Annotated in this window: 6 protein-coding genes; 1 reads left to right on the plus strand and 5 read right to left on the minus strand. The window is 39.8% G+C overall.

Going from position 1 to position 8,444, the window contains the following annotated elements:
- Positions 1–188: 188 nt before the first annotated feature.
- The 4 genes from priA to AB7E63_RS08930 all read right to left on the minus strand — a co-directional run bounded on the left by priA (position 189) and on the right by AB7E63_RS08930 (position 5,004).
- A complete protein-coding gene (gene priA / locus AB7E63_RS08915; RefSeq protein ID WP_006342306.1) occupies positions 189–2,429 on the minus strand; it encodes a primosomal protein N' in 2,241 nt (746 codons plus the stop codon).
- 8 nt (positions 2,430–2,437) lie between these two features.
- Positions 2,438–3,289: a hypothetical protein gene (locus AB7E63_RS08920; protein ID WP_006342305.1), complete on the minus strand. Its 852-nt coding sequence runs from the start codon at positions 3,287–3,289 to the stop codon at positions 2,438–2,440.
- Complete coding sequence (locus AB7E63_RS08925; RefSeq protein ID WP_006342304.1) at positions 3,286–4,074, minus strand: hypothetical protein; 789 nt, start codon at positions 4,072–4,074, stop codon at positions 3,286–3,288. The genes AB7E63_RS08920 and AB7E63_RS08925 overlap by 4 nt, the downstream gene beginning before the upstream one ends.
- A gap of 108 nt (positions 4,075–4,182) precedes the next feature.
- A complete protein-coding gene (locus AB7E63_RS08930; protein ID WP_006342303.1) occupies positions 4,183–5,004 on the minus strand; it encodes a hypothetical protein in 822 nt (273 codons plus the stop codon).
- Positions 5,005–5,084: 80 nt separating this feature from the next.
- Between AB7E63_RS08930 and AB7E63_RS08935 the strand changes: the two genes are divergently transcribed.
- Positions 5,085–7,235 (plus strand): ankyrin repeat domain-containing protein, encoded by a 2,151-nt coding sequence (locus AB7E63_RS08935; protein ID WP_006342302.1) that lies wholly within the window; start codon positions 5,085–5,087, stop codon positions 7,233–7,235.
- Here the strand turns inward: AB7E63_RS08935 and AB7E63_RS08940 are convergent.
- The coding region (locus AB7E63_RS08940; RefSeq protein WP_428419257.1) for a hypothetical protein at positions 7,218–8,444 on the minus strand (1,227 nt) is incomplete at its 5' end. The two genes, AB7E63_RS08935 and AB7E63_RS08940, sit on opposite strands and share 18 nt — an antisense overlap.

The raw sequence follows: 8,444 nt of genomic DNA on the forward strand, positions 1-8,444 counted from the left end.
TCAGCTAACAAAAGATGTGAGAAGATCAAAAAAAATAAAAAAGTGATTCTAAACATCTGGTGATCTCAGTTAAAGGTGCTAATTATCAACATTTAGTGCTGTAATCGACGTAGATACAGCCTACCCATATGTGATAGGGGCTATATGACAAAATTGCAATCATTTTTATTGAGGCAGTAGATACTTTTTTAAAAGAAGGTTGTGAGCGGATTTACATCCACCAAAAGTTTCATCCCATGGGGAATAGAAGTACGTTGAAGGGTTGTTTTAATTGCCTGATTTGCCGCGTAGATGCTTGGACCGCGCACCAAAAATTGAAAGCGAAAACGATCTTTTACTTTTGCGTGTCCAGAAGGAATGACAGGGCTTAAAACGAATATTTCGGGGAGATTCGTTTGCAACTTGCTGCGAAAAATTTGGGAAAACTCGAGAGTTTCTTTTTCATTTGAACCTGAAAAATTCAGCTTGACCATACTACTAAAGGGGGGGAAATTAAATAACTCGCGTGATGAAATCTCCTCTTCAAAGAAGGCTGTATAGTTTTGTTGAGAAGCCAGTTGAATTGTGGAATTGTCTGGAATATGGGTCTGGATGATCACTTTTCCTTGTGTGATCCCTCTGCCCGCCCTACCAGCAACTTGCGTCATCAGTTGAAAGGCAATTTCAGAGGAGCGAAAATCGGGAATATTTAAAGAGGCATCGCCATTTAAAACACCCACCAAGGTCACTTCAGAAAAATGCAAACCCTTGGCGATCATTTGCGTCCCGATCAAAACGTCGGCTTTGCCTGTGCCAAAGTCTCGCAGGAGCTTTTGGTGACTGCCCTTGTGTTTTGTTGTATCTGCATCAATCCGGATCGTTCGAATATCCGGAAAAATCGCATGCAAAGAGCGTTCGATTAATTCTGTCCCTACTCCTTGGAATTTCATGGGAGTATCTTTTTTGCAGTTGGGGCACGTGGACGGTGGAGGGGAGATGGTAAAATCACACAAATGGCAGGAGAGGCTATTGCGCGAATAATAAAACGTGAGAGCTAACGAACAGTGTGGGCATTTTATTGCTGTTTGACAGCTTGGGCATGTTAGGGTGGTGTGGTAGCCACGTCTGTTTAGAAAAAGGATTGTCTGTTCACCCGTAGTTAACCGCTTTTCAATTTCATTTAGAAGGAGTTCAGAAAAGTTGGTAAATCCTTTTGCTTTTTCAAACTCCCTTTTCATATCGACAATTGTGACAGAAGGAAGCAAGGACGATTCGGCTCTTTTTTTTAAAAGACTGAGAACATACTTTCCTTTGATTGCATTGTAGTAACTTTCGATGCTAGGGGTAGCGCTTCCCAAAAGAACGGTAGCCTGAGCGATCTTGCCTCGCATGACTGCGATGTCTCTGGCATGGTAGCAAGGAGATTCTTCTTGTTGCTTATACGACTGCTCGTGCTCTTCATCTACAATCACTAAGCCCAAGTTGGGGACAGGGCTAAATACAGCAGAACGTGCTCCAATTACAATGCGAGCCTCGCCCCGTCGGATTTTATGCCATTCATCAAAACGCTCACCATGACTTAAGCGATGGTGTAAAATGGCGATGTTATCGGGAAAACGGCTTTTAAAACGTTCGATTGTTTGGGCAGTCAATGAGATTTCTGGAACAAGCATAATGGCGCTTTTTTGCATCTGCAGGGCTTTTTCAATAGCCTGTAAATAGACTTCCGTTTTACCACTGCCAGTGATTCCGTATAAAAGATGCGTTTGAAAAATACCAGCCTCAAGAGAATGCGCGATTTTGGTAAAAGCCTCTTGTTGTTCTGCGCTTAAAATTTTGGGTTTTGTTAAGAGGTACTCTTCTCCAATCAGAGGGGAGCGATCGATGCGCACGGGTTCGACAAGAAGGTATCCCTTAGCCGCCAACGTATCGACAGGGCTTCGCGAACCACCCGTTTTTTCTAAGAGCTCTGAAAGTAGAATCCCTTTTTTGACTAGTAGCATCTCATCTAGCACCGCAGCTTGAGCGGAGTGCTTGTTGCGGATGGTCTCGCACACCTCTTTTAATTGCTCACGAGTTTGCTTTCGCATGACGAATAGCTGTTGCTTATGCTGCATGTCTTTGCGAATGCTAGAGGGGACAAGAATTTTGAAAACCTGCGATAGGGGAGCTAAATAGTAGCGAGAGATCCATAAAGCGAGCTCGAAAAGGTCTTCCGAAATTTGAACATCTGGAAAAATGCGTTGGATAGGGGATACTCTTGCATAATCTGCAGTTTCTTTGATTTCCATGATGTAGCCATTTCGTAGGCTGCCACGCAAAGGAACTTCAACCCGTACCCCTTTTTTAGCTTCTGGAACTAAATCTTCAGGGATTCCGTAATCGAGCGTCTTTTCAATGGCAACATCGAGAATGACGGCTGCATATTTCGTAAATTTTTGGGGTTTCACAGGAGCCTTCAGCTTTTTAACATTTCACACAAGACTTGCCATAACGAAAGCTTTAGCTTGGGTTCTTTTAAGTATAAAGAGAGATCAGACAATAGAAGTAAGGGGATGCGATCTAAATAGTGGCGGGATTGCTTTTGTGTTTCTCGATAAAAAGGGATCAGCTGGGGGCAGCTTTGAATTCCAGCATCTGTTGCAATGATAAGGCGTAAATCTTGAGATTGAAAAAGAGCGCTCCACTCATTTAAAGCTTCAATGGAAAAAGCGGAACGTATTTCAACTGGCTGTGGAACAAGATGTTCAATGGCTTTTGCTAAATTTTGCAGAAAAAGAGACAGCTTAGAGGGTTCACCAAATGAAAGAATAATCACTGCAGGAGAGCTTTGAGGAAGTTTCCATAACTCTTTTTTCTGTCTAGCTTCCGCATCATCGGGAATATGTGTTGTCAGAGTTCTCGCAGGAAAAAGTTTTTGAAACGCCGCATGAAATGGCTCAAAAGAATCGGCCGTAGGAGTTGGCGGAAGTTCTAAATGCCATTCTGCCTGAGTTTTTGCAGGTGAGGCTTCTGATTCTTTAGCTAAAGTTGTCTTATTTTCTTCTTTTGCAAGAATAGCAGATAACAAAGGTTTTTTTTTAGGAGGGGCCTGTGGAGTAGTCGCTGCAATGGGGAGGGGAGTAAAAGAGGGATTGATTGGTGCTGTTTTTGGGGAAAGTTTAGCCTCTTTTTGGGATTGTGCCCGCTTTTTAAAATATGTAAAAGCCTGTGATTCCGCCAGTGTCCAATCTTTTAGCTGATGCTCTTGAAACACATACAATTGAGTGAGAGTTAAAAGGTCAGCAAACTGTTTTTCAATATCCATCATGTTAAAACAACGACTTGTAGGTCCGTGATTTTGCTCGCAATGAGGGGGAGAAGATCAAAGAATCCTCGCTCTCCATATTTTTGGAGCAAAAATTGACCCGCTTCAGGGACCCCATTTTGGAACATTTTTTCGAAAATTTTATTCACAAAATTCTTTTCGTAAATTTGATCAAATTCTTCTTTTTGCTGAAGAATGTAAAATAAAATATTTTCATCCCGACTAAAGGTTAAAGAAACGCGCGCTATCAGACGGGTCAGACGTTGGATTTGGCCGAATATTTTTTCTACAGTGAGGATCAAGAGATTTTTTGTTTCTGGAATTTTCTCAATGGGCAAGATCGGCTCCACCAGATTATGTTGGAGAACACGCACATAATCTAAAGCTTGTAAACAAAGCAGCCAAGCGCGATTCGCATAGCGTTGCATCAGGATAGGTGCCTTATCCGAATCTTCTTTATTTTGAGAGAAGAACGTACAATAATTTCTCAATTTCGTTAAGGCTCCTACTTCTAAATTCCACGCGAAAAAACGCATCTGTTCTTGGGCTGAACCTGATAAGTTACGAGCCGTCAGAGTGAATGCATTTAAAAAAGAGGTAAATTCCTCTTCAGAAGTTGATTCTGATTGAGGCATTTTGAGCATGGTGTTTTTCATCAATTCAATTTCGCGATGAACAGCAATGAATTCGCATAAAATAAATTGAAACAATAAACTGTCCGTCCGGTGATAAAAATGGGCCGGAGCAGGTGTTTTTAAATGTGAGGAGATTTTTGTTGGTTGATGCATCACGTAATCCTCAGAGATCCCACAAAATCAAAGCTTTTCATTCAAACAAAAGATGCGCCAATTGTGCCTGAAATAATCATAAATGAAAAGGAACAAAAATGTTTTTTATCAATTCATTTTTGTTGGTAGAAGGCATCCTTTTTTGCAATCACAATTGATTTGTGGGTTTTTTAACCAGAGAATGAAAGGCGTTTTTCGATCTGCAAGAAGTGTCGTATCGATCCAAAAATTCAGAAATGCTTTGCCGTAATGTTCAGCTCCTTCCATAGAAGCATAGCTATACCCTGGGACAGGATTAACGCATGTAGAGATATAAATTTTTCCTTGGCGAGGTTGATCTGATGCTGAAAAAGCGTACCCAATAAAAAAGGCAGGGGTTAGATTATTTTCATTGATGGCATCATTCCAGTTGAGTGTGACTAAAGGAATGAGATCATATCCAATCTCCCTTTCAGTAAGTTGGAATAATTCGTTGATGTCGACTTTCATCGAAATGCCATTAAACATGGAGCGAAGATTTTGAGTTGGAAAGATATTTAACATGCCAGTGTCATTCATGCGGATTTGCTTTCCCCAATGGGCAACCCGAGCGACATCTCTTTCAAATACACGTTTTGCACCAAAGGCGACAATCGGTTGAAACGTTTGGATGGCCTGTTGGCTAACTGTTTTAAGTGCCGATGCAGGATGAATAAGACTTCCATAACCGATAATCTCGACTTCAGATTTTTTAAAAAGTTGAAAAATAACCTCTAGTTGATTTTTTGTGATCGGATACGCAAGCTTGGGATATTTGCCCTCTTGCTCATTAAAAAAAATTTGAGCTTGCTGAATCAAATAGTCTTGCCTCGAGTTGCTCCAAGGAAAATTTTCAGAAAATAAATTAAAAAATGTTCCAAAAATAAAAAGAGAAAATAGGTACTTTATCATTATTAGCAAACCTTTCTAATTGAATTTAGATATATTTTTTTATATGATTATATCATTATTAAAATTCAATAGATTCTCAAATGTTAGATAGAATTCAGAATAAAGTTTATGTTACTTATGCTAAGTATATCCAAGAAAGTTTCAACGAGTTAAATAAAAAGTCGACGCCCAAAAAAATTTATGGACTGGCGATTCGGTGGTTAGCTTATATCTTTCTGTCGGGTTCGGAGCGCACGTGTATAAAAAAATGGGTTATGGGTGAAAAACAAGAGTCACATAAAAAAATAGCCTCCACTTTTTCAAGTGTAATCGCAAAAGATGCAATCCCTACTGTTGATTTTTTGCATGCGAGTGAAAAAAAAGAGCGACATGATGTTTCTCTCAAAGCCCTTTTCTATAAAGCAGTTAAAGAAAACGATCTTTTCGCAGTCCAACAATTTTTGCCTTCAGTCACTAAAACCTCCGAGCAAAGCGAGTATTTGGAATTGGCGGTTCGTTTAGGACGCCTAGAAGTCGTCTCACAGATGCAACAATCTCAATGGTTGAATAGTCGCAAACGAAAAGAGACTTTATTCATATTAGCGATTGAATGCGGCCATGTTCCTCTCGTTCAGTTTTTTCTTAACAATCATGTGCGATTGAATTGCAAAACAAAGCAGGGATCACCTTTAGCCGCGGCATTTATTTATAAAAAAATCGAAGTCGCTCAATATTTGATTCAAGAGGGAGCTCAATTTCGCGCGTCAAAAAAACAAGTGAAGGCAATTTTCTTTCATTTAGCACTCAATAAAAATCGGGAGTTGGCCGAGTTATTCGTAAAAGAAGGTTTGCCTGGATCCTTGCATCCTAAATATAAAAATGAGCTTTTTGATCTGGCTTGTTACTTCGGATTTCTTGAATTTCTTCAAAAGCTTGTTTCTCAATCTCTTGATTTAAAAAAACTCGATAAAAAATCGAAAGAGAGCCTTTTAATCGCCGCAGTTCTAGGAAAGCAAGAAGCGGTTGTCAAATTTTTAATCGGTCAGGGTATTATAATAAAAAAAAGAGATTTTGATCCTTTAGTTGAAGCTGCATTTGAATCTTTCTCATTAGTGAAGCTACTTGTTGAAAACCAGGTTGAAATAGATCAACCTAACAAGTGGGGATTTTCTCCTTTGCTTGTGGCTTTAACAGAAGGCAATGAAGAATGTGCCCACTACTTGCTTCAGAGAGGAGCGAATTTAGAGCGTTGCCAAAACATTCGAATTCAAAAAAATCTTAGCAACCTATTCGCATTGCGTGGAAAATCAACACTCGATTCGCATATATTTGCATGGGAAGGGATGAACTATGGATTTGGGATACAAGCCTTAAAGGAAAGCGTTGAAAAATTTTTCAGTGAACCCTTGACCCAACCAATTTGTGCATGGCCGAATGTTGCATCTCAAAAGCAAATGTTAGATGGCCTTGAAAATGTGAGGTTGAATCGAACATCTTCAAAGACCGAAGAAGAAATAATAGCAGACTATCAGCAAGGAAAAATGGTTTTATTGACTTCGGGATGGGTCGGGCATGCTTGCTATCGATTACTTTACAAGGGTTTTTATGTAGAAGTCAATCGAGGGAGACTCTATGAAGATGGAGAATCTTCGGGATATAAGATTTACAAAATCGATGCAGCTTTAACATCTAAGCTTGTTAAAATGATGCGGCGGGGAGAAAAGCGTCCACTCGAATTTGTGCAAAAGGATCGAAAAAAAATTCATTCGCGATTGGATTTGAAGCAAATTGTGGAAGGCAAGCTGAAAGCACAAAAAGTTGGAAACTGTGCCATCGCCAGCGGAAAAGCTATTTTTCGGATGATGCTACTTGTTGATCAATTCGATACGCTTAGATTAAATAATGAGACAGAGGATCCCCAGCAATGGCTTTTAGAAGCTGAAAAAGCAAGTTCCCAGCTTTATAAATCCTTTTCCACAGATGCCAGAGAAAGAGCTATTCATCAGGCCCTCATTTTTTACCAAGATAAGAAAAAAGAAGAAATCCCTTTTTTACTTTTGCTTTTTGTTCTCGCAAAATTTAAAGGCAATAAAGAAACAAGCTTGGCCTTGGCTCTATTCTTGCAAAAGCGGGGGGTGGATTGGAAGCTAAAAAATGAGCAGGGCAAGGGATTTGTGGATTATGTACGCGCACATAACAATCTCACTTTAATCCCTTTCCTCATGAGCAAAGGCTTATTTGCCTCCTTTTGATACGAGGCGATCCCAGTATACCCGCATTTCCTTTGAAAGATATGGGCGGATAAATCCATAAGAAGGGGAGCCTCGTACATATTCAGTATCTACAAAAGCAAATTTTCCGGATGTTGTTAAAGGAAGGTTATCCGGACGAATAGACACTTTAGATAACCTGCTGACAATCGTGTATAATTCTTTCAATTGTTCCTGCCCAATTTGATTTCTCCACGTATCCAGTGTTTCTTGATAAGGGACAAGATTCATTTTTTGCACAACTAAAGCCACTGGTTTTTGTTTGTAAGCACTTGAGGAAGGGGGAGAAGGTTTCAAAGGAAGTGGATAAACCCATTTTTTTGGCACAGTAAACGACTTTATATGGTGTTTGTCGATCAAATCGGCAACTTTTTTGGCATATTCGCAGCGTCGTGCAAACCATTCCCACTCTGGTTTACTGCGTTTTTTCCGTAATTCGTTATCCAAAACAACTTTGAGTAAATAATGAGGAAAAGATGGATGAGCAAGGACGTGGATAAAGCTTCTTCCCTGAACAGAAATAACCTGAAAATTCGCATCGCTCAAAGATTGAGGGTTTTGAGTTGCTCTCGCGTGTAAAAAGATTTTATCCAAATGCGATTTGACCGCGTGTTTTTTGGGGAGTAAATACGGCATGAGCTTTTTGCGTGCAGAAGAACTCAATTTTGGATTTTTTTGAAAGTCATTGTAATGGGCAGAAAATTTGAGTGCGGCTTTAAGAGGATCTTTCTCAGAACTGTTGTAGTAATTTTTCCATTTTTGCCATTTGCCTTCGGACGCATCCATTCCAGAAGTGCTTACCCAATTTAAGAGATTGAGAAGCTTGTTTTTTTCCCCATCATGAATTGTTGTGGCGAGTTTATTTTGAATCTGGTTGCAAGCATGCATTGTCAGCAGATATTTTTTTTGGTTAAGAAAAGCTTTAGATTCCTCGGTTAAATCCGTCAATGCTTCTAAAGAGGCTTCAACCGCATCTTCGTTGATAGACGTTAACCATAGGCTGTGAACTTCAAGAAAGCAGTGAAAAAGATCCAAAAAGATTTCTTCCTTTGGTTGCTTAAAATCAATGTGCCTAAAATGATGAAAGGCATTGCTAATCGATTGTGCATATGTTTGGGAGGTTTCTAGACAACAAAAACTTTCGACAGTCTGCCAGAGCTCCATCACATCATCTTCGGAAAAAGAAACACT

Source organism: Parachlamydia sp. (genome assembly GCF_050255895.1).
GTDB classification, from domain to species: Bacteria; Chlamydiota; Chlamydiia; order Chlamydiales; family Parachlamydiaceae; genus Parachlamydia; species Parachlamydia acanthamoebae.

Bases quoted from the DNA above. Each gene is read 5' to 3' on its own strand.
- AB7E63_RS08925 (WP_006342304.1), bottom strand. From the start codon at position 4,074: ATGCATCAACCAACAAAAATCTCCTCACATTTAAAAACACCTGCTCCG.
- AB7E63_RS08920 (WP_006342305.1), bottom strand. From the start codon at position 3,289: ATGATGGATATTGAAAAACAGTTTGCTGACCTTTTAACTCTCACTCAA.
- AB7E63_RS08935 (WP_006342302.1), top strand. From the start codon at position 5,085: ATGTTAGATAGAATTCAGAATAAAGTTTATGTTACTTATGCTAAGTAT.
- AB7E63_RS08930 (WP_006342303.1), bottom strand. From the start codon at position 5,004: ATGATAAAGTACCTATTTTCTCTTTTTATTTTTGGAACATTTTTTAAT.